Raw genomic sequence first — 20,851 nt, 5'->3', positions numbered from 1 at the left:
ATTTTGTAAAAATATATTATAATGGATTTCAGAAATATAAAATGTTAAATGTATTAGAGGGGAGATATATTATGGCAACATTTATACTTGTACACGGTGCATGGGATGGTGGATATGTTTGGAGGGAAGTTGCAACACAGCTGAGAAAAAAGGGACATGAAGTATATACACCTACATTAACGGGACTTGGAGAAAGAGCGCATCTTGCACATCCGGGTGTAGGATTAAAAACATATATTCAAGATATTGTGAACGTTATTCACTATGAAAAATTAAAGGAAATTATTTTAGTAGGGCATAGCTATGCTGGAATGGTAATAACCGGGGTTGCAGATATTATTCCAGAATGCATTAAAAATATTGTGTATATTGATGCAATGATTCCAAATAACGGAGATTCTGTAATGGATATTTCTGGTCCGGAAATGTCTTCACATTTTATAGAAGAAGTAAAGGTTCATGGAGATGGATGGCGTATTGTTCCAAGAAATGCGTCAGATCAAAGAAAAGTTGCTATGCCGCTATTAGCATTTACACAATCAATTGAAATGAATAATTCGATAATGAATGAGATCCCACATACATATATAGAAATTCTTGATCATCCTGCAAATTGGCCAATGGCTCCTATTTTTCAAAGATCAGCTGAAATAGCAAAGGAGAGAAAATGGGATGTATATTCTATTCAAAGAGGTGGGCATTGGGTTATGCAAACAAACTATGAAGAATTAACTCTTATTTTAGAAAGATGTAGTTGATAACATAAAAGAATGTACATATGAAATTTGCTTAGTGTATATTTTCATTAAAATGCTGGTGGTACGTCTATTATGGATAATATTAAACCGGGAAAATTGCTAGACGTGACTGAAGTAGTTATTAAAAATCAAAAATAATCGTTGGACTTATATAATCTTAAAGGCTAAGGTATCTATGAAAATAAATTCTCACCGTTTGTAAAGGCTGTTCCAACTAATCAATAATTAAGAAGACTATCCCTATGCACAAGCAAGAAGATAGTCTTTTTTTTGAAAATCAAGTAACTGAGAAATAACGTTTTTTTACACTTGGGGATATTTCAAAATCTTAAGTTGATGGGCATGTGGCGTTACCCCTAGTATGTCAACGTAAAAAAGACACTTTCTATAGTGTCTTTTTTTTACGTTTCTAGATGAATACATTGACCACCACTTATATTTGGCAATTTTTATCGATGTCACCTGCGAACCAGTCGATGTTTCCCGTTTCTTCTTTTGATTCTTAAATGGTATTAACGCAAAATATTATTATAGAGATCTCTTTTTTGGAAATAATACACCTATGTTAGCATTTTACACTCTAAAATAAAGTCAATGTCCTCGCAAGTAGTATCCTCATTGTAAATACGTTCAATAACTTCTGCTGCATACTCTTTATCTTCATATGTTTCTGCTAATCTATTTAGATAGTTTTTTACAATTTGTATTGCTTCTTCCTGGTCTAGATTATTTTTCATTAATTCAGGGTTGAAATATCCCAATTCGTACACTCCTTTTCATTAATGTAATGATGATTTCTCACATATATAATGCAAATTGCATTACTTCTTCTTTCGCAAATTACTCCCCTTCTGTTGCTCCTTGTTTAGCATTTCCAATAAACACTAATCGGGGTACGGCAACGATTCCTTTTATTTGGAGCCACTTACAAAACACTCATTTTTAAAAATTTTTATGTAACTTTAGGAGATAACGCCGATCTTATCTATTTATATTTTTGGATTTTTGATACGAAAAAAAGTATCCCAAAAGGATTCTGCAATAGAAAATAGAAAATAGAAAATCAATAACAATAAGAAAATTACTTATCATTATAAATTTGTAATTTACCACCAAACTCCCTCTTTTACCGTATATGTAATTGTTACATAACTCTTATCATCTTCACCTGGAAGTTTAATGGTTTGATTTGGAGAACCAGATACTTTATTTTCTGGATAAGCTAAAATATCATCGGCACTGTATTCATCGTATTCTTTCACATCACCATAGAAAGTTAAAGAGTTTATTTCAGAATTTGTACATACCATAACGGTTCTAAATCTATGAGTAAGTATTGATGTGTGGTGCCTATTATATTTTTCTTGCCATACTAATATATTTCCATAAATACCCAGCTCATTATTTTTTTCTATATAAATCTCTCCATAAGGCCTTGGCATACCTGCATCATTGAAGCTTTCGTCTCCCTCATTAATAAATTTAATGTCCATTAGAACATGGAGGGTGTCTAAGCTATTTCTTTCAAGAAATTCAGGTATTTCATCTTTCGTACAATAACTTTGACTAGCTTTATAATTTCCATTTCTGAAGAGCATAAATTCATCTGTGTAGTATACATATTTCTCTTGAAAATCATCAGCATCAGCGTCATTGCGATTAAATTCAAATTTTGCAAATGTGACACCTTGTATTTCCTCCGATAACTTTTCTAGTATTGGCTCTAAAACCTTGCCTACCGCTGGTAAATTTTTATCTATAAATGCTACTAAAACAGAACCCTTTGCTTGGATTACTTTTTCCTCAAAGTTTTGAGTTGTTAGTTCTAATATATCATGTTTATTTCTTTGAGATTCACCCAGAAACTCCAACAATTCTTCTTTAGAACAAATACCAATTTTTTCGTTTATTATATTTCTATTTAAATAAATCCTAAGAATTAGTGGATCATTATTTTTCAAATCCTGTTCATTATTATAGATATATTTTGATCCATACATTTCTGTTCGGATATCCATATCTCTAAGCAATGTAACCTTTCCAATTTCCTCTTGTCTTTCAAAACTTATCTGTGTAAATGTAATATCTTGTACCTCTTCAGAAAGTTCTTTTAATATCGGTTCTATCTTCTTATATTCTTCAGGATTATTTTTATCCCAAAATGCGACAAATGTAACCTTCAAAAATGGTTCATTTGATGCTCCTAAAAAATCATAAAAAGTTTGTTCTACTATAGACATTATATATTCCCCCATTATTTTCATTTACCGTTCTATAAATTGTAAAACAATCTCTTTTAAACATTTTCAGCACTCAGGAATAATAATACGTATATTACGTGACCCTTTATATCACCATAAATGAAGCAAAAAAGTACTCATATGAGTACTTTTTTGCTAACTTGAATCACCATTTTACTGTTGAGCGGTTGCTCTCTCTATATTTTACCAAAATTATTCATATTAGTTATTGAGAAAAAACTAATGCACAAAATCAACACTAAATTTGAGTAAATAAATCCAAAATCGTACTATTTTATAAAAGAAAGTCAGGTATTATAATGCGCGAATACCTGACTTTCTTTTATTTTTAGTTAAATAACAATAAACATATTAATTCGTGCCAACGGAATTTTGTTTGAAAATGTATCTTAAATTTGATCCGATTCGTATAACTCAAATTTGTTCCCAATAACAGAACAATTACCGTCATTTTCATTAGACAAATATACGCTATCGTTATTAGGATTAGAACTAGTGACAAAATCGACACTCACTTGTGTAAAATCCTTTGAAGTACATGTTTTATTAGTATCTCCATATCCAAGCTTTGCAACACCACCATATACTGCTATATATGCTGTCAATGTATATTTTGTATTCGACTTTAATTTTACTTTTTGACTAATTTGACCTTTATTTAATATACCAATCCCTTTAGGTACTATTGAAATGTCACCATTTTCAGAGGGAGAGAGTGTCCAAGATGCAACAGGATTTAACTGTTTAAAATCACCATTTACAATTAAATTAGGAGCCTCATGTAATACAAAGTTATCTGCCCAAACCGTACCCTGATTACTAGTATTTGCACAGTACACAGAATCTTCTGTATTAAGAGGGCTATCACCAGTGCTAAATTTTACAGTGATTGGTGTGAAAGAAGTTGAATTACATGTTACATAGTTTTGTCCATATCCAATTTGCGCAGTAGTATTGGCATTGTCTACTTTCACATATGCTTCCAATTGGTAGTGAGTGTTCGGTTTCATTGATACTTGCTGACTAATTCGATCTTTTCCCTTAATTTGTGCTGCATTCGAATTAAACATCCCTTTCCCTTCTACAACAGTTACTCCCTCATCGGCTATCCAATGCGAAATCCCTCCGAATATAAAACTCGGATTCGCTATTAGATTTCCTTTTTCTAATGTGAGATCAAACAATTCAAAGTTATCTATCCAACTAGTACCATTACGACTTTGATAATATATACATAGATTTAAAGTGTCATCGCTTGTTTTAAATTCTAATTCAACTGGAGTGTATTGTAATGATGAGAACTCCTGATATTTCCAAAAGGGGCCGTATATATCTTGTATTCCAATTTCCCCTTTTGAGCCATCAGCATCTACTTTCCCATATGCTTTTAGTTTATATGTTGTATTTGGTTCTAAGTAGACGGATTGTGCAGCTTTACCATTACTTGCACCTAGATGACCTTTTAAAGCATTTGAACCATTCACACCTTCTCCTTCTGCAAGATCCATAGGTTCTATAAGTGACCAATTGTCCACCCCTTTTTCGAAATCTCCATTCATAAGCATATTCATATCCATTTGATCAGTGTTCTTGATGTGAGAATACATGATAAAGTTAGCATCATATTCTTTAGATAAGATTGTAGGAAGATAAGATTCACCACCAAAATTAAGTACTGCGTCAGTGGCATCAACATACGAAGCATTATCAGCATCCACACTTAAAAATAAAGATTTTAAAGGTGCCATGTAAAGATCACCCAATAAACCCATAGGCCATATCCCATAAGCGTTAACCGTATCCTCGCTTCCATCTAATGAAATTGTTTGTGTGCCCTCTTTCATTATCTCTCCAGTGTATGGATTATACGGAGAAAAATCAGCATCTATATAGGCATATACCTTAGGATCTTGGCTTTGATTATTTTTACAACCAAAGCCAATCCGAGTAATTAAAGTATTAGTTGCACCAGTCAATTTTCCTGATAAAGGAAATTTAACATACTTCATTCCTGGGTCCAAATAGTAATATGTGAACACTTCCATTAAATTATCGCTAATGATTTCTTCTACTGTTTCCGCATGTACTGAAAAGTTCTTATCCACCTTAGCTTGATAGGCTTTTGCTTTATATTCGTCACCATCTAAAATAAATTCTAAGCCGATAAACGCATATCCACCTTTAGCTTGTAGGTCAAAAGATTTTATCTCTTTTGCAACCGGTAGCTGATCAGCAATTCCTTTGACTTCAAGATAGGAGGAAACATTCTTATCTTCAATTAAGTTTATAAACAATTGATTTTGGTTTCTAATGCGCTCTTGCATCGTGATTTGATATTCAATTTGAGTAAGCCCTAAAACCTTTCTTGCAAAAGTTAAACAAAGATAAGCATTTATTTGTAACGTTGCTAACGATGAGTAAAATGTATAAAATTTTGCTACTGGTGTACCGAAATCTCCATATTGACTAGTATCATCCAATAAAACATCGGCAAAGGTTGCTAACGCGGATTTTTTATATAGATTGTCCCCCATTATAACACTGTGTAATGTATCCACTGAAAATTCAAAGCTATTCATATCTGTATCAACAATTGATTTTGCCCATTGAATAAGTTCTTGCATTCTATCAATACTCATTCCTTTTCCTTGCATATAATTTCTTGATAGAGCAAGAAACTTGCTATTCACATAAACTAACTTTTGAACATGGGGTGTGATTTCTATAATACTCGAATTCAGTACCACATTATCTTTTAGGTAATCAAGTTCTTGCAAAGCAAATGCCATCAATTGTAATAGTTTATCTACTTTTTGGTTAATCATAGATGTTTGACTATATACTTTATTTACCATAGAGCTAATTGCAGGTAAATACGTATTTAGAATACCTTCAATTTTTACAAGTTCTGTATTAATGGACTTTGAGAGCTCCAATTGCTCACCCGCTAAACTTCGAAGCTGTAGTAGTACGTCTTCGGAGATACTTTGATTTTCCATAATGTCATCCAATGTGCTCTGTATAGTATTCATTTGACCCATCATTTGTTGTAATAACTCTTGATTCTCTAATACAGCATCAAGAGATGAATCACCAGTATTAATTCCAAAAATTGTGCCTATCAGATCAGAAATGTTATTCATAAACCCGTATACACCATTAAAATCATCAATAAAGTCTGGAAGAGCTTTTAGTCTAGGTATCATTTTTGTAGTAACCATACTAAATCATCCTCTCAATATAGATTAGGAATTATACGGAAAACTGTAGCAATTTGTAAATCCCTAATATTTAGCCTACACAAAGATAAATTTTTTTGTAACTCCCTTATTTTTTTTATCAACAATTAACTGAATTTGATATACTTGTATCACCTATTTCAATTGAAGTAACTGGTTAATCTAAGCAAGAGAGGAGGACAATTCATATAACCTTCTCTCTTGCTTTACGTTTGTGAGTGGCTCCAAAAAGAAAGAATCGTTGCCGTACCCCTAGTATGGGAGATCATGAAGAACTAACGGAAAGATTGCCTATCTATTATGTAGTAACAGTGATAACAAAGCATAGAATCCCTTGTGGACTATTTTTTGCGTTTTTATAACTCCTACGGTACGTGAAATTTTGATTAATACTGATTTTTACTATTTGTTTTATTGCCAAAAATTCGTATAGCATTCTATAATAATTATATGTTATACTATATTTAGAAAATTTGTTACTATTGTTTATACTCTATTGTACGTAGCGTGAAGGACAAACCTTACGCCCAGTTAACTCGGGCGAGGTTTGTCCTTTTTTTTATTTAAAGGAGGAATTTACTATGAAAAAAATCTACAAAATCGGAGCAGTTATAACAACTTTATGTGTTATTAGTATCACGATCTTTACTTTAACTAAAAATGAATCTGTTAATCCAGAGACTATTACACCAAACAAAACAATTGTGTCAACTGCAGAAACAAAAGGATCACCCGAAAATATTAAAGATATTTCAAAAGAAGAATTAAAGCAAAAAATACAATCCCATGAAGAGTTTATTGCGTATTACTATCAACCAACTTGTCATTATTGTAAAAAGGCAGCACCAGATATCAATAGTATGTCAAAAAAGCATGATAGAACCATCTATCGTATTGATATCTCTATGCCAGAAAATCAAAGTGCCTTTCAAGAGTTCGACATTCCTGGTACTCCAGTTGTTGTAGCTTATAACAGAGGGGAAAAAATTGAACGACTAGAAGGTGCAGTATCAGCTGCTACATATGACGGATTCTTTGCGAGACGTAATTCGAGCGCTAGTTAATATAGTGCTCGTTTTTCTTTGTAAGAAAGGAGAATTTACATGCAACAAAACGTCCGTATTTATTCTTTAGACGCAATAAGAGGTATAGCCATACTATGTATCCTATTTGCTAATCTACCTACTATGACGGGACTAGATCCCTTTAACCAGGCCGGTTATTCCGGTACAGATAAAGGTATTCGTTTTTTTATAGATTTGTTTATACAAGCAAAGTTCTATACTATTTTTGCATTCTTATTTGGGGTAGGATTTTATATCTTTATAAAAAACGCGGAAGCAAAAGGATATTCAATGTATAAGCTGTTTAGCCGTAGATTGTGTATTTTGCTACTCTTTGGCTTACTCCACTTTATCTTTCTATGGTATGGAGATATTCTACACGCATATGCTTTAGCTGGTTTTATCCTATTGTTCTTTTATAAGCGATCTACAAAGCTTATTTTTATAGTCGGCTGCTTCTCTCTACTTGTTAGCTATACACTACATACTATTTTATTTTTACAAGCAGGTTCTTCTATTTCTGCAGTACCAAGTTACTATCAATATATGTTTACTGGTCACACTACCAATCACACTGTAAATCTATTTACACATTATTCACATCAAGTAAAAGCTCGTCTGTTCTTTTTAATGACCGAGGAATTCCAACAGTTACTAATAGGAATTCCGGAATATATAGGCATATTTTTAATCGGTTTATGGGCTGGTAAAAAAGATATTTTTAAAAGGGTACCGGAATTAATAAAGGAAATTAGATTTATCCAGTGGAGTTCGTTATGCATTTCATGTCTTCCCTCTTGTCCTATTATCTACTATTTTATAAAAACGGATGTCTATTACTCTCAGGATATTAAACTATGGATTCTATTTGGAGGGAAAACGCTAGCTATATTCTATATTTGTACTCTACTTAGGGTTTGTGAGAATAAAAAATATATAGAGCGGCTGCAACCCTTTATGAACGTAGGCAAGTATGCTTTAACGAATTACATTAGCCAAAGTATACTAACTCTTGTCATTCTTTCGTTGTACTTTAAAGATGTCTCACAGGCATATTACTGGCAACTATGTATCTTCGGGATTTTAATTGTCTTTGTGCAAATTATGTTCAGCAAAATTTGGAGTAAATATTTCCGCTATGGTCCCATTGAATGGATATGGAGAAAAGGAATTTACAAAAAGTAACCTATTTTTCACCAGTTTCATGCATTTAACTGAAAAAAATGATAAAATATCATATGAAAGATTAAAGATATATATGTGATTGTAAAATGATGTTATTAAAATTAAAGTGGTTCAAGTCAGAGGAAGGTACCTTAGGTGTCTTTTCTTTATTAAAATATGTATTTTAACAAACCTTAATACTTATGTATTAGATAATAATATTATTTAGTAAAAGGCATTTTTGAAGATAATAGCCAATAAAAAAAGCCCTAACAGGGCTAAATAATTTTCTTCATACCACATTGACGACATTCTCTTAGGAAGATGAAATCTTTAACGGAACTCTTAAACGCAGTATTGTCACAGTTATCACAACTACCACTAAATGATTTATCAAGACATAAATCCAAAAAACACTTAAAATATCAAGCTCCTAACATATTGTACATGACTAATATGTTAGGAACTTCTGTTTTGGTAATGAGTTTTGAAACTTAATTTGAATAGTATTTTTCTCTATCTGGATAGAAATAAGTAAAGTACCATAAACGGTCGTTTTCGGTACTTTTAGAGAAACTTAAAGAGATAAGACCCTGATTTCCTTACGCTAAGCAGGAAATCAAGGTCTTTTTATGTTCTTAAAGGCCGGAACGAATGATAATTGCTGAAAGTAAAGTTGTACTCACCTAGAAAATTAATATGCTCCCAACCAAGAGGTGAGATATGAGGAAGCAACTCTTCTCGATGTTTTCCAACCTTCTTCATATGTTCAATAGCTTGAGGTAGATACACAGCATTCCAGATACTGATTGTATTGATAATTAGATTTAATGCACTGGTGCGCTGTAATTGGTCTTGTAGTGACCGTTCTCGAAGTTCACCGTGTTTCCTGAAAAAAATGCGCGTGCTAATGCATTCATAGCTTCTCCTTTATTCAACCCCCTTTGAATCCGCCGGCGTAAAGTTTCGCTAGAAATATAGTCTAGGATAAACAGTGTTTTTTCAATGCGTCCCATATATCCAGTTATATATATTCAAGTGGCTTTTTCACAAAAGAATCATAAAAAACTCTATCTATAGATAGAGGGTATTCAAAAAAATCATCTTTTAGATAGATGTTCTAGAATATTAGGGATGTTACAATCCTCCAGTAAGTAAGTAAGTAAGCAAATAAACAATATTTTATATTTTATGGAGGTTTTAATTTGAATACTCAAGCTTGGATAATGATTGGTGCATTTTTAACAATTGTATTATTAACACAAATCGGAAGAAAAGTATTTACAACCACAAAGGCTGTATTGCCATTTATTCTTTGTGGTATAAGTGTTTATTTATTCCTCGAGGAAATACCTACCTCAGGTTCAAATATGACCGCACTCATAATCATGACAATGGTCGGCATGATCATGGGAAGGCTAATGCTTTTTACAGTGAAAGTAGAATATGGTTCTGACAATAAGGCGTACGTAACTGCTGGTATTCCTTATTTATGTTTATGGATTATTGGACTTGGATGGCGTGTCGTATTAGCTTATGTAGCGACAGACTGGTATCCAAAACAATTTGTAGATTTCATGGTATCGAATCAATTGGATTTTAATGTTATAGCTCCTGCTTTTGTATTTTTTACAATTGCGATGGTAGTTATTCGTACTATTGGAATTGTGATTAGGATACAAAGATATAGAAAAAATCAAAAACAAATTAAAGAAATAGGTTAAGAAAAACAACTTCTTTTGTATAATGAAGTAGGTAAAACAAACACACTATAATACCTACTTCATTATTCTTTTAATTTCAGATTCTAGATGATATGCATTAAAGGAATTTAGCTCAACTATGAACGATTATAATTGGGAGTTGTAAATTTCCAGCCTTTAAATCAAGGAATGGATATTCATCTATAGCCAAAAAATATAGAAACTAAACAGTAAGGTTGGGAGGGAATAAGTACATGGAAAAAATATTTTTAAAAATGATGGATAGTCATGCAGGAAATGCGATAGGAAGCATCTTAATATGCGTATTTTTTTATAAAGGTTTCGCGCCTCATGGTACCTTTGCAATATGGGTTTGTAGCGTTTTTGTAACAGTTTATCTATGGATGTTGTATTCACCAAAATCTTGGTGGAATGCAAGGAAGTACACTTTGTTTACGAGTATATTAATAAGCATATCATGTGTATTATATTTTTCTCATCCGAATTTTCCAAATTATGCGTTATGGCCACTCTTAGTTTTTCTTGCCGCTGCAGAACCCAAGTGGACACGAGTAACGACAATTTTAGCTGCTATAACGGGGATGGATATTATTGTATTTGCATATACGAATGAATTCCCTTATCAAGAAACATTAATTATTATTGGACTCTATGTCTCAATCCGAAGTACATCCAAGCTAAGAGACGCATATCAAAAAAATCAAAAACAACTAATAGAATTAGACGAAGCACATGCTGAACTACAAGAAACAACGGTATTTTCTATGCGATATGCAGCTTTTACGGAAAGAACAAAAATAGCAAGAGAGATTCATGATGGACTTGGACATCAAATGACCTCACTTATTATTCAATTACAGGCTCTTAAGATTATGTTAAGGAAAGATCCTGTTGCTGCCCAAGATCATGTTGAAGAACTTTTAAAGGTGGCACGAAAAGGAATGGAAGAAATCCGAGTTGCTGTTAGAGAATGGACAAGTGATGAAAAAGATCTCGGGCTTACTTCATTAAAAGGATTGATTTCACAGATTCAAGCAAATTCTTTATTACAAATTGAGTTCATTCAAGATGGAAATATAACAGAGTGGACGATAGAGGAAAGTACAATTCTTTACCGAATCTTACAAGAGTCTTTAACAAACGTCTTACGACATTCTTATGCAGATTCTGTCATTGTAAACGTAACAGAAATAAATGGAGTAGTAAAATTTACAATTGACGATAATGGTATATATACAGGGGATAAGCCATTAAAATATGGCTTTGGACTCAATGGCATGATAAAACGCTGTAAATCAGTTGGAGGTAATTGTTCCTTTTTTCTAAATGAACCAAAAGGACTTCGAGTTGAATCCACTATTCCAATTCAGAAAAATGGAGGAGAAGTATGACAGAAAAGATTCGTATTGTGCTAGCTGATGATGAACCATTTGTTCGAAAAGGCCTATGCTATATTATTGAAATGCAAGATGACATGGAGATAGTTGGGGAATGTAAAGACGGTAAGGAAGCAATTAAAGTGGCTTTAGAAACTGCACCAGATATGGTAATTATGGACATTCAAATGCCTGACTTATCAGGAATTATGGCTACTAAAAACATTATGAGTATATTACCAAACACAAAAGTTGTCCTATTAACAACATTTGATGTACAACAATATGTCTTAGATGGTATTCGAGCTGGTGCAGTGGGTTATATATTAAAAGATACTGAAACGGAGGAAATGCTAGATAGTATTCGATCTATGAATAGAGGGGCAATGATTTATAATAGCACGACAGCAAATCAAGCTTTTACACAATTTATAAAACACGATAATACTGATTATAATTTAGCTGGCGAAGAACTTGAATATACGGAAACTCTAACTAAGCGGGAGATTGAGGTTTTACAATTATTAGCTTATGGAAAACAAAATCATGAAATAGCTAAAATCCTTTATGTTTCCGAAGGGACAGTCAAAACTCATATCCACAATATTCTTCAAAAACTAGATGTAACAGATCGTACACAAGCAGCTGTAATGGCAATTCGAAAAAAAATTGTAAAGTGATATCTGCTGTATGTAGTAAAAAGAATGAAATTTTAAATGAACATATTGTTTTTCTAATTGAAATTAAACAGATTATAATAAAAAAGAAAGAGAGTATAGCATGGATAATACAACTTTGCTCTCTCCTTAACTACAAATTTTCTATCAAAAAATCTGAAGTATAACAATTATTAAGTTCATAGTAGCATGAACGACAAATGATACTAGTAACCTATTAGTACGTACATATATTGCCGCAAGTACAACTCCAATTAAAAAATATCCAAATACAAAAGGAAAATCAAAATGCATGATTGAGAAAAACAAGGAACTAACTAATATACACCCAATTTTATTAAATCTACGGCTCAATATATTTATGGCCGCGTAACGAAATACAAGCTCCTCAACTAGCGGAGCAAGAATTACAATTGATAAAAGAGCAAGAGGAGAAATTGCTGCCGATTCAATATTACTTGATGTATTTACTGATTGTGTAGTTAAGTGAAATATACTTTTATCCAAAATACTACCAATTGTCTGCGCTAAGAATACTGCAACTATTCCTACTAAAATCCAACCAAATGATACTCTTGAAAATTTAATCGATAACTTCGAATCATTCATCACTTCTTTCTTATATATAAGAAAGAAGAATATTAATATGAGTGAAAATCCTATTAGTTCCCAATGAACAAGCAGTTGCTGAATTGCTTGCTGTTGATTCCCCTGAATATCATACCAGCCTGTCTTCGCTAGCAATTGTACTCCTATTATTCCAACAAATTGAGTCATTATAAAATATATGAGTATGATATAACCTGATTTATGTAAATTACTATTATTCATTTTATTATATTCACCTTTCACTTTTAGTGTCTTATTTATTATATATATTGATTAAATGATAATAAAACAAATGTTTATGTACTAACAAACGTATTCAGGCTGCTTGCAAATGTTTTAACCCAATCTCTAACGCGCCTGTTCCTCCAAACCCCTGATTAAATAAAAGCGGGACATCATACTTCTTTGCGTATTCTTTTGCTACATCAATAGACACATGGCCACATGCACCTTTCTGCACGACAATAACATCATATTTTTTTATGACACTACGAAACGTTTTCTTTACACCACCATGATTTTTCCCATCATGAAAAATAACCTGACAATCTCTTTTTTTCGCTAATTTCTCTAATGTTCTACCATTTGAACCACCTAAAACTAAAATTGTACTCATTTCCATTCACTCTCCACATCTTTATTTTTTTTATATGTACTTGGTGATACCAATAATACGATTGTGCATATTAAAATATTCAAGAATATCACACCTACTATCAATACAATTGCGAATACAGGTAATAAAAGCATGAAAATAAAAGCACTTACAATCAAGCAGATAAATATAAATCCGTTGCTCATGTCTTCATAACCATCTAAGCCTGTTACAATATCTAATCCGTGCATCCAGACCGTGATACTATCCCAATTCGTAATTAATAAGTATCCACCACCCACTAGTAAAGCCCATCCGAATAATGTCCCTAAAAATCCTGATCCTCTTCCAGAAGAATATCCTGCAAAATAGTTTGCTGCTATCCCAAATAACATTCTCATACTATTTACCTCCATATCTATTTCATATCACTGATATATATAAATTTTATTTAACCATACTTTCATTATACCAGAAAATTATGAATATTCAATAAATATTTTTAGGTACTCCTTATTTTTAAAAAAAAGGGTTGTGATTTTTATTCACAACCCCGATTTTTCATTTAATCCACAGGTACTTCTTCTTGTCCGTGTGGTATTTGTTCTATTGGTGTTACAATTTGTGCATATCGATTTACTTGTATTTTAAATTGACGCGGTTCAAGGAAATTCACTTGTTGAATTTGGACTTCAATGTGGTACGTATCTACTTTTTTTCCACGTTCTATTTTTGTAATACGAGCATTATAGAATTTATCGCCATGCAGGAAATATCGTTGTACAGCTTCTGTAGCAAGCATGCGCTCATTACTTGTCATTTTCATTGGCTCAATACCAAATCCAGCCTTTGTAAACAAATACGGGACATCATAACTACTATTAGAAATTTTTAGTAGTAAATCCTCTACTGTTTTTGTTTTCGCGATATATTCTTCTTTTGTATCAAATCCCTTTGGCTTATCTCCAAGCATCTCTATCTCATCATGATTTACTTGCTCTTCCTTCTGCTCTTGTGATTTCGTTATATAATGATTCACGGTATTATAAGCCGCAACACCTAACACAAGCACAACGATTCCAAGTATAACTAAATACTTTTGTGGAAGATTTGCTAATACATTCATTACTTTCTTCATTTTTTCACATCCTAAATCAGTCTATAACATTACGAATTTGCGTCATATGTTGACCTCTTGCTGTGTAGTTTAGACCTGTAATTTGTACACCTTTATTATCACCAATATGAATCATTTTTTGATTCCCCATATAAATTGCAACATGTCCTGGGTTTTCAAAGAATATAAGATCCCCTGGTTGTGCATGATTTATATCCGGTACCTGTTTACCTTGTCCCACTTGAGCACCTGTCCAATCTCCAAGTTGGACGCCTATACTTGTTCTAAAGACATACTGCGTAAATCCTGAGCAATCTGAAGTACCACCTGGTGGATTCCGATCCCCTAATACATATCTTACTTTTCCTTGACCGAGCCATTTTTTTGCTTCTGCTAATACTTTTTGTCGTTTGTCATTCGTCATGATAGGAGAACCACCTGATGATAATCCTGGATCATCATTTTTCTTAAAGAATTTCATTGGATCCGTTGGTTGGTCGTTAATACGAATTTGGAAATCTAAATGGACAGCGTAGCCATTCATATTAAGTAAACCAATATCTTTATCATAGTTTGAACCGCCCATCTCTCCAATAATTTGCCCTTTCGTAACCATAGTTCCTGGTGCAACTGATATTTTATTCAAGTGTAAGTAACGAGATACAATACCATTTCCGTGGTCTACATAAACACCTAAACCACCACCATTTACATTTCCTGTTTGGGCGGTTACAATACCTGCTTCCATTGACCAAACAGGGTCTCCAGCTTTTCCAGCGGTCATAGCCCCAATATCTACAGCATTATGTTGCTTCTCATTTCGAACTGCATCAAATGTATCTGTAATACGACCTGATTTTGTTGGCCATTTCCAACCTTTATCGGAAATCCATTCGCCATCCCCGGACGCTACACAACCTAAATCCTTGTAATATTTCAAAACTTTAGAAACGTACGTATAATCCCCATAACACGCATTTACCTTGGTTCGGAAGTTATTAGGATCGGAGCAACCAGCTGGGTTTAAATGATTTTTACTTCTTGAGAACTCAATAGCTGTTTCCTCTGAATAGCCACCCTTTGCTAAAGCATAGTTTATGAAGCCTGAGCCAAAATTATAGGACTGTAAGGCAAGGGCTATGTCTCCATTCGCCTTTCCTAATACATCTTTAAATTCTTGTACTCCAGCTTCAATAGAAATATTTGGATCTTTAATGCAACCCATACGCGCATTTCCTGTTATACCTTTACAAGATGGACTTAAATCTCCATAATGCCCTTCTGATGCTTGCATTGGGTCATTTCCTGCTCCACCTGATTCCTGCATCATTTGAGCTGCCAGAATACCAACATATTGAGCAACACCATGTTTTTCTGCCATCTCTTTAATTTTAGGAAGATACCCTGTTACCTTTTCATTAAGATTGACAGGTTCTCCTCCTGGACTCACAGCACCTACACACATACCGCCAATAAATCCACCAGTTGGCGCAAGATGTCCATACGTTGCCTCTAACATCCCGGCTTCTAATATCTCACGAGCACGCTCTTTTTGACTCTTACTAAACTTTGCGAGTTCCATGGCTTTATCTAGCCCATGAGAAGAAACTGTCACTTTTTTACTACCACTCGCATTAATCTCATCTATTTTTTTCTTAAAATCTGTATCTCCTAATATCTTTTTTACATCCGGTCCGGAGTAACTTTCAGATTTGGTTTTTTGCATCTCCTTTTTCTTTTTTTCACAAGGGCCATTCGGTCCTGCCTCACATACCTCTTTTTCCGTATATTCTTCATATTGGATATCCAAGAAGTATGATATAGCATCATGCGGATCTTTACCAGTTAAATCATTATCGTATCGCGCCATGTCAAAGGCGACAACCTCTTTCCAATCAACATTCAGAGCCATTGAGACTTCCATATATTTTTTAACTTGTTCCTCTGTTTTCGTATCATCATCGGTAAAAGGTACCAAAGAGACTAAAATCACACACACAGCAATAATTACTCCCATAATCAAAGCGGCAGGTACTCCAACCGCCGCTATAACAGCACCCACAATTTTTAGTATACCTGCTTTTAGCATTTTGGCAGCAGCTTTCGCTGCCGCCCTTCCTGCTTTACCTGCCATTTTCACCATTTTCCCGCGCGCTTGCATCCCTTTTTTCTTAATAAAGTGTGAAGCTACATCTTTTAACGGGTTACTTTTTTTCTGTTCATTTGGATCGTTAGGATTTTGACTCATAGACTTGTCACTCCATACTTTCCATTTTCATTATTTCTTCTTTTTCGCTGTGCTAAGCGAGGGTTTGGCGCAAAAGGAATCAGATTTTGTGGATCATGTTCTGATAAATTTAGCTGAGTCTCTTTACGTACGATTTCGTCCGGTGTATGTGTTACCAAGATTTCTTCTCTTGGATTAATATTGCTATCCTTTACTTCACAACTTCTTTCAATCCTTTGATTTACTTGTAGTCGTGTATCTCCTTTTCCAAATGGTGAAATCCGTGAAACCGTGCCATCTGTAGTGGTAGCCACCATATAACTGCGATCTCTTTCTACCACCATTTGTACGTTTTGATAGCCCCCTTGATTTAAGTCAGACATATAGAAATTCCCATTGTCTACCTTATGATTTACCGTAAGTGGCGGTTCATTAAATGCTGATTTCTGTTGTAAAGGTCTTTGATTTTGATTTCCTACCAATTGATTTGGGTTTATATTAAAATCACGACTGATACTAATTTTGCCACCACTTGAATCTTGGGTATAAGCTGGCGACTCTATAATACCACTCTTGTACGGCTTTAATTGTCCACCAGAAATATTTAAATCTTTATAAACAGCTTGTCCCTGGTGAACGCGACTATCTCCACTACCATAACGGGATACAACTTGCGTCATACCACTGGAATCTTTTGCTTCAATCCATGATTTATTATTTGTCACAACAAGGCGCACTGCCCCTTCAGTAACGGATTGCTTTCCAGTAGCATCCGTTGTTGTTGGTACCATTCTCTGAATCTCTTGAATTTCTTTTGCTTCTGTTTGAACTGCTTTATTATAGGGATTATGTTTACTTGCCATACGTGCAGTAGCTTGGTAAGCACCTGCACCACCGATTACACCTGCTGCATAGCTTAATCCTTTCGTCACATTGTAATGGCGTTCTGCTGCGTTACCTCCTAATGAAGTATGAACAGCAGCTGCAGTTCCGCTTATCACTCTTTGTACTGCATTTCCACCAGCTTGCTGAACATTGTCTGACGCATTAAAGTATGCTTTTGAAACATTCTCTAGTGCATTTGTAGGCATAAAATGTTTGACACCTTCCATCACACTCATGCCAACCTTCGTACTTTGCTGTGTCATACGTCCCACAGCTGAAGTTGGGATAGACATTTTGCCGGCACTTTGTGCAATACTTGCTACACTAGCTGACGCATCCGCATACGAGTTCTCAATTTCAGAAACAGACAGATTTCCTGCACGTGCCATACTAGCTTGCGTTTGCGTAGCTGCAAACACAGCTTTATTGATTGCACCACCTGTCGCAACACCGTGTGAACGAACACCTTGAATCGCACTAGTAATTCCAGAACCTACTTGTTGACTCACTGTTCCAAGACTAGCATGACTTTGTAAACCTTTCGTCAATTGCGAAGCAAAGGCACCTTTATTAATATACGATTGATTATGTAGACTCTTACCACTCGTATCTTTTGCCTGTACGGGCATTGCTCCCGCTTGTACCGCCGCTTGCTGAGCGACTGCTTTAAATTCATTACCTTTATCATTTAAATGAGATTGCCAAGCTTCTACTTTTTGTGTTTGAGACATAGTTGGAGACAAGTTTTTCATAAAGTTTGCTTTGTTCTCCGCTGCATATCCTTGTTTAAAGGATTCTGTAGATGCTTGTACTAAGTTCCCGACATTACTTACATCTTTTTGTTTCTGGTTTCCATATCCATTTGCTAAACTGTGTGTTTTCACACCATTCACAGCTTTTTGAATGCCTGCAGAACTAGATACACCCATTGCATTTACATTTGGATTGCTTTGTAATTGATGCGATAGCTGAGAAGCAAATGCATCCTTATTAGCATAACTAGTACCATCTTGTTGTTGCACAATACCTGCCTGTTCTGCAGCTTTCTGCGCATGATTTTTAAATCCTTGAACTTTTTGACTCAAATGTTTGTTCCATGCCGCATCTTTTTCTTGTTGTGGTACATCTGCAGGAAATTGTTTCATAAATCCTGCCTTATGATCTTCAGTATATGCCTTTTTAAATGCAGCAGTGGAAGCTCCTACAAGAGCACCAACCTGTCCCATGTTTTGATGGCCACTTTCTAGTGTTTCTCCCTGCACACCCTCTACTGCTTTTCCTACTTTTCCAAGTGCCAGTTGAGAAGCAAACGCATCCTTATTCACAAAGGACTTATCAAATAGATTATTCCCTTGCTTATCTTTTGCATCAACTGGCATTGCACCAGCTTTTGTTGCAGCCTGTTCTGCATGGTTTCTAAATCCTTGTACTTTTGAGTTCAGATGGTCATTCCATTTTTTCTCTTTATCTTCCGCTGACATATTTTCTGGTAATTGACTCATAAACGCATCTTTATGGTCTGCCTCATATCCTTTTTGGAATGCGTTAGTCGCAGCGTTGACTAAATCTCTAGCGTTTCCATATGGTGTAGCGTTTTTCTTCATATTTTGTAAATCTTGTTTCCGTTGATTTTTGAAATGAGACATTTGATCACTATTTGTTTTTGCTACTTTTTTAGCAATCTCTGCATCGGATGCACCAGGGAATGCTTGTTTCAAGCGACTTCCAACTGCAGAATCTGGATTATCCGCTTTCCAAGATTCAAAATCTTTTGTAGCTAAATCCTGTGCAATATCTTCATCGGTTAGTTCTGGATACGATTCGCCATTTAGATTTGAATACGTGCCCACACCCTTCTTCACACTGGAACCAATATGTTTCCCTAAGCCTACGGCTCCTTCACCCAATGCAGCAACACTTCTACCAGCCACTGCACCAGGAGCAGCACCTAATGCACTTCCAACTTGCGAGCCTACTGCCATCGCTCCCGGTCCAAGACCAGCTCCCGCTGCCATACCTGCAAGTCCTGTCGCCGCTTTACCAATTGAGCTTCCAATTTGACCTGCTTTTAACATACGAGCTGCACGAGATGTTGTACCAACATCTGTCCCTAAATTCGCTCCTAATGCATTTTTCGGGTTATCAGCATCTTCTTTTGTCTTTTCTTTATCCCCTTTATCATCAGGTTTTACTTTTGAATTACGATAGTCATCACGAACACCTTTAACCAGTCCAGCCACACTTGCTAAAGCACCCATACCCATCATCGTACCTGCTCTATGAATACCACCTGATGCATTGATGCTAAGGCCGATAAAGCTTTTTACAATCTCACCAACTGGGATAAACATCGCAAGCAATACTAATTTTATGATAGGATTTTGTGCACCACCAATAAGTGTAATGACTAACCATAGGGTAATTGCGTGGATCGCTTGGATTAATACCGCCCCCATAAACTCACGAATCCAATATAACGTTTGTTGTTTCTTTTGTGGAAATAACCACATTCCTACCATTACAGGGCCTAGTAACATTAATACGTACAGTGTCACCGCACGCATTAAATAATAAAAGTTTGCCCATATCATTAATCCAGCTTCAATAAATAGTCCAAATATGATAAACATATAATCGTTTTCATGACCTTTCATTGAGAGCTCTGTAATTGTCTTATAGTCAGACAGTCCAGACTTTAACAAAGGTATTTGTTGATCTGGGTTGAAATTCCCGTTATTTACTCCATTTATCGCTTCTTTAAATTCCAATGTAATCCAAGAGTTTAGATCAAATACAATATTATAAAAGAAATCTAAATGCCAGAGGCAAATCGAGATAATCATTAAGTCTTTTGCATATTCAATTAATGCCGTCCGATTATTTGGATTTATCGCTGTTGCTGAATATTTTGCCGCTGTAACAACTACACTGACGAGGACACAAAAAGCAACAAATTTAAACATCACAGGCATACCGGTATCTAATACATTCGTAACCGCATTCTTTTCATATAAAAAGTCTAGATTAGCATTATCTCCACCAAAGACTAGAACTGGAATAGTATCCATAAATCCATAAATAGGCGCTAGGAGGGTCTTTACCATATGGATAATAAGACCACCGACCCAATCTATTATTTTCTCAAGCATATTTTC

Annotated in this window: 15 protein-coding genes and 2 pseudogenes; 6 read left to right on the top strand and 11 right to left on the bottom strand. The window is 34.6% G+C overall.

The features are described from left to right. Positions 1 to 71 precede the first annotated feature (71 nt). Positions 72 to 758, top strand: coding sequence for an alpha/beta hydrolase (locus tag KZZ19_RS30370; RefSeq protein WP_237982841.1), 687 nt, complete (start codon positions 72 to 74; stop codon positions 756 to 758). A gap of 560 nt (positions 759 to 1,318) precedes the next feature. Here KZZ19_RS30370 and KZZ19_RS30365 read toward each other — a convergent pair. From KZZ19_RS30365 to KZZ19_RS30355, 3 genes are all read right to left on the bottom strand, one after another. After that, complete coding sequence (locus KZZ19_RS30365) at positions 1,319 to 1,519, bottom strand: hypothetical protein (protein ID WP_265413198.1); 201 nt, start codon at positions 1,517 to 1,519, stop codon at positions 1,319 to 1,321. A 345-nt stretch (positions 1,520 to 1,864) separates the two neighbouring features. Further along, on the bottom strand, positions 1,865 to 2,998 hold the full coding sequence (locus tag KZZ19_RS30360; protein ID WP_237982839.1) for a thioredoxin family protein: 1,134 nt from the start codon (positions 2,996 to 2,998) through the stop codon (positions 1,865 to 1,867). A 410-nt stretch (positions 2,999 to 3,408) separates the two neighbouring features. Further along, positions 3,409 to 6,240 carry a vegetative insecticidal protein Vip3A family protein gene (locus tag KZZ19_RS30355; protein ID WP_348638079.1) on the bottom strand — a complete coding sequence of 944 codons (2,832 nt, stop codon included), beginning with the start codon at positions 6,238 to 6,240 and terminating at the stop codon, positions 3,409 to 3,411. Between the two features lie 599 nt (positions 6,241 to 6,839). Between KZZ19_RS30355 and KZZ19_RS30350 the strand changes: the two genes are divergently transcribed. Both KZZ19_RS30350 and KZZ19_RS30345 read left to right on the top strand, forming a co-directional pair. Next, positions 6,840 to 7,322 (top strand): thioredoxin family protein, encoded by a 483-nt coding sequence (locus KZZ19_RS30350; protein WP_237982837.1) that lies wholly within the window; start codon positions 6,840 to 6,842, stop codon positions 7,320 to 7,322. A 39-nt stretch (positions 7,323 to 7,361) separates the two neighbouring features. Continuing rightward, entirely contained in the window at positions 7,362 to 8,507 is a 1,146-nt protein-coding gene (locus tag KZZ19_RS30345; RefSeq protein WP_348638078.1) for a DUF418 domain-containing protein, read from the top strand. Between the two features lie 257 nt (positions 8,508 to 8,764). Here the strand turns inward: KZZ19_RS30345 and KZZ19_RS30340 are convergent. Together KZZ19_RS30340 and KZZ19_RS30335 are read right to left on the bottom strand one after the other, a co-directional pair. Next, positions 8,765 to 8,866: pseudogene (locus KZZ19_RS30340) on the bottom strand (hypothetical protein); the annotation flags it as partial. 250 nt (positions 8,867 to 9,116) lie between these two features. Next, positions 9,117 to 9,502 (bottom strand): annotated as a pseudogene (locus tag KZZ19_RS30335) (Tn3 family transposase); the annotation flags it as partial. Positions 9,503 to 9,691: 189 nt separating this feature from the next. On the opposite strand from KZZ19_RS30335, the gene KZZ19_RS30330 reads away from it, so the two are divergent. The 3 genes from KZZ19_RS30330 to KZZ19_RS30320 all read left to right on the top strand — a co-directional run bounded on the left by KZZ19_RS30330 (position 9,692) and on the right by KZZ19_RS30320 (position 12,266). Beyond that, complete coding sequence (locus KZZ19_RS30330) at positions 9,692 to 10,210, top strand: hypothetical protein (RefSeq protein WP_237982879.1); 519 nt, start codon at positions 9,692 to 9,694, stop codon at positions 10,208 to 10,210. Between the two features lie 233 nt (positions 10,211 to 10,443). Continuing rightward, a complete protein-coding gene (locus KZZ19_RS30325) occupies positions 10,444 to 11,601 on the top strand; it encodes a sensor histidine kinase (protein ID WP_237982878.1) in 1,158 nt (385 codons plus the stop codon). Next, positions 11,598 to 12,266, top strand: a complete 669-nt coding sequence (locus KZZ19_RS30320; protein ID WP_237982877.1) for a response regulator — start codon at positions 11,598 to 11,600, stop codon at positions 12,264 to 12,266. Before KZZ19_RS30325 ends, KZZ19_RS30320 begins: the two co-directional genes overlap by 4 nt. A gap of 144 nt (positions 12,267 to 12,410) precedes the next feature. Here KZZ19_RS30320 and KZZ19_RS30315 read toward each other — a convergent pair whose 3' ends face one another. The 6 genes from KZZ19_RS30315 to KZZ19_RS30290 all read right to left on the bottom strand — a co-directional run bounded on the left by KZZ19_RS30315 (position 12,411) and on the right by KZZ19_RS30290 (position 20,845). Further along, complete coding sequence (locus tag KZZ19_RS30315; RefSeq protein ID WP_348638077.1) at positions 12,411 to 13,094, bottom strand: CPBP family intramembrane glutamic endopeptidase; 684 nt, start codon at positions 13,092 to 13,094, stop codon at positions 12,411 to 12,413. Between the two features lie 94 nt (positions 13,095 to 13,188). Beyond that, positions 13,189 to 13,494: a DUF2325 domain-containing protein gene (locus KZZ19_RS30310; protein ID WP_237982869.1), complete on the bottom strand. Its 306-nt coding sequence runs from the start codon at positions 13,492 to 13,494 to the stop codon at positions 13,189 to 13,191. After that, complete coding sequence (locus tag KZZ19_RS30305; RefSeq protein WP_237982870.1) at positions 13,485 to 13,868, bottom strand: hypothetical protein; 384 nt, start codon at positions 13,866 to 13,868, stop codon at positions 13,485 to 13,487. Before KZZ19_RS30305 ends, KZZ19_RS30310 begins: the two co-directional genes overlap by 10 nt. A gap of 164 nt (positions 13,869 to 14,032) precedes the next feature. Then, positions 14,033 to 14,605, bottom strand: a complete 573-nt coding sequence (locus KZZ19_RS30300; protein WP_237982871.1) for a hypothetical protein — start codon at positions 14,603 to 14,605, stop codon at positions 14,033 to 14,035. A 16-nt stretch (positions 14,606 to 14,621) separates the two neighbouring features. Next, on the bottom strand, positions 14,622 to 16,832 hold the full coding sequence (locus tag KZZ19_RS30295) for a lysozyme family protein (protein WP_237982872.1): 2,211 nt from the start codon (positions 16,830 to 16,832) through the stop codon (positions 14,622 to 14,624). Further along, positions 16,829 to 20,845 (bottom strand): type IV secretion system protein, encoded by a 4,017-nt coding sequence (locus KZZ19_RS30290; protein ID WP_348638076.1) that lies wholly within the window; start codon positions 20,843 to 20,845, stop codon positions 16,829 to 16,831. The genes KZZ19_RS30295 and KZZ19_RS30290 overlap by 4 nt, the downstream gene beginning before the upstream one ends. Positions 20,846 to 20,851 lie beyond the last annotated feature (6 nt).

This window comes from Bacillus thuringiensis (assembly GCF_022095615.2).
Classification (GTDB): Bacteria; Bacillota; Bacilli; order Bacillales; family Bacillaceae_G; genus Bacillus_A; species Bacillus_A cereus_AG.
The sequence above is the reverse complement of the archived record's forward strand: the minus strand, read 5'-3'. Positions and strand labels throughout refer to the sequence as shown.

What these genes read in the sequence shown, in the direction of transcription:
- KZZ19_RS30370 (WP_237982841.1), top strand. Translation starts at nt 72, where the DNA reads ATGGCAACATTTATACTTGTACACGGTGCATGGGATGGTGGATATGTT.
- KZZ19_RS30360 (WP_237982839.1), bottom strand. Translation starts at nt 2,998, where the DNA reads ATGTCTATAGTAGAACAAACTTTTTATGATTTTTTAGGAGCATCAAAT.
- KZZ19_RS30355 (WP_348638079.1), bottom strand. Translation starts at nt 6,240, where the DNA reads ATGGTTACTACAAAAATGATACCTAGACTAAAAGCTCTTCCAGACTTT.
- KZZ19_RS30350 (WP_237982837.1), top strand. Translation starts at nt 6,840, where the DNA reads ATGAAAAAAATCTACAAAATCGGAGCAGTTATAACAACTTTATGTGTT.
- KZZ19_RS30345 (WP_348638078.1), top strand. Translation starts at nt 7,362, where the DNA reads ATGCAACAAAACGTCCGTATTTATTCTTTAGACGCAATAAGAGGTATA.
- KZZ19_RS30325 (WP_237982878.1), top strand. Translation starts at nt 10,444, where the DNA reads ATGGAAAAAATATTTTTAAAAATGATGGATAGTCATGCAGGAAATGCG.
- KZZ19_RS30320 (WP_237982877.1), top strand. Translation starts at nt 11,598, where the DNA reads ATGACAGAAAAGATTCGTATTGTGCTAGCTGATGATGAACCATTTGTT.
- KZZ19_RS30315 (WP_348638077.1), bottom strand. Translation starts at nt 13,094, where the DNA reads ATGAATAATAGTAATTTACATAAATCAGGTTATATCATACTCATATAT.
- KZZ19_RS30310 (WP_237982869.1), bottom strand. Translation starts at nt 13,494, where the DNA reads ATGGAAATGAGTACAATTTTAGTTTTAGGTGGTTCAAATGGTAGAACA.
- KZZ19_RS30305 (WP_237982870.1), bottom strand. Translation starts at nt 13,868, where the DNA reads ATGAGAATGTTATTTGGGATAGCAGCAAACTATTTTGCAGGATATTCT.
- KZZ19_RS30300 (WP_237982871.1), bottom strand. Translation starts at nt 14,605, where the DNA reads ATGAAGAAAGTAATGAATGTATTAGCAAATCTTCCACAAAAGTATTTA.
- KZZ19_RS30295 (WP_237982872.1), bottom strand. Translation starts at nt 16,832, where the DNA reads ATGAGTCAAAATCCTAACGATCCAAATGAACAGAAAAAAAGTAACCCG.
- KZZ19_RS30290 (WP_348638076.1), bottom strand. Translation starts at nt 20,845, where the DNA reads ATGCTTGAGAAAATAATAGATTGGGTCGGTGGTCTTATTATCCATATG.